Raw genomic sequence first — 1,057 nt, 5'->3', positions numbered from 1 at the left:
ACGTTTTTAACCTGTACGGGTTTGCCGCTGTCTTTGCCGACGAGGCTGACGGTGTTGGTCGGATCGGTGCTGGCTCTGCCGGTGTTGTCAACGTACTGCATCGGGGTGTCGAAGCTTACTTTGGTTACGCCGTCTTTGCTTTCGACTTTGGCGACTGTGCCTTGGCCGTTGGCGAAGTTGACGGTGTCGCCGTGGGTTACGAAGTCTTTCGCTACGCCGTTGCCTTGTACGGTGAAGCCTGCGTTGAGTACGTCGTTGACGGTCGCCGCATTGCTGCCGCCTTTGCCTTTGGTCAGGTCGGCACGGCTGCCGCCTGCCGGTGTACCGGCCGCTTTGCCGTTGGCTGCGTCTTTGAGGTTGTCTTTGACGTTGGCAAGGGTCATCGGGGCGGTGGTGCTGCCGGCGGCGGTGTTCATGGAGGCGATGACGTCGGCGGGTTGGATTTCGTTGCCGCCGGTGGCTGCGTCGTAGAATTTGTTGCCGCGTTTGTATACCTTGCTGCCGTCTGCTTTGGTGTAGACGACGGGTTGGGCGATGCTGTCGGCAATGCTGGCGCTGTCTACGCCGACGGTTACGGTGTGTTTGCCGTTGACGGTTTTGGCGGAGACGTTGGCCGCGCCTGTGCCGACAAATTCGACTTCGCCTGCGTTTTTAACCTGGCCGCTGAAGGCTTTGGTTTCGTCGCCGGTAGTTTTGTCGGAGCTGACGACCCAGCCCATGTTGGCCAGATCGCCTGCGGTGGCTGCGCTGGCTTTTTGTGCCGGTGTCAGGTTGCTCAGGTCAAGCAGTCCGCCTGTTTTCGGGGTTGCAGCAGGGTAGGTGGTCAATGCGCTGGCTACGTTGGTAATGGTGTTGCCGCCGTTGTCCAGGCCTTTGTCGGTCAGGTTGACCGGTCCTTTGCCCGCAGCTTTCGGGGTGATGGTCACGCCGTTGCCGCCAACTTTGGTCACGTTACCCGCAGCGTCTTTAAACTCGGCGCTGGTCAGGTCTTTGAGCTCTTTGGCCAGTTTGACGTTCAGGCCGTCTGTACCGTTCGCAACTACGCCGATGTTGTTGT

1 pseudogene is annotated in these 1,057 nt (G+C 59.5%); it reads right to left on the bottom strand.

Features of this window, described 5'->3' with window-relative positions:
- A pseudogene (locus ACLD9W_RS12335) lies at window positions 1-1,057 on the bottom strand (hypothetical protein); the annotation flags it as partial.

Origin of the sequence: Neisseria sp. WLZKY-1 (genome assembly GCF_046546535.1) — a bacterium.
Lineage (GTDB): Bacteria > Pseudomonadota > Gammaproteobacteria > Burkholderiales > Neisseriaceae > Neisseria.
This window is presented reverse-complemented; position numbering and strand designations above follow the sequence as displayed.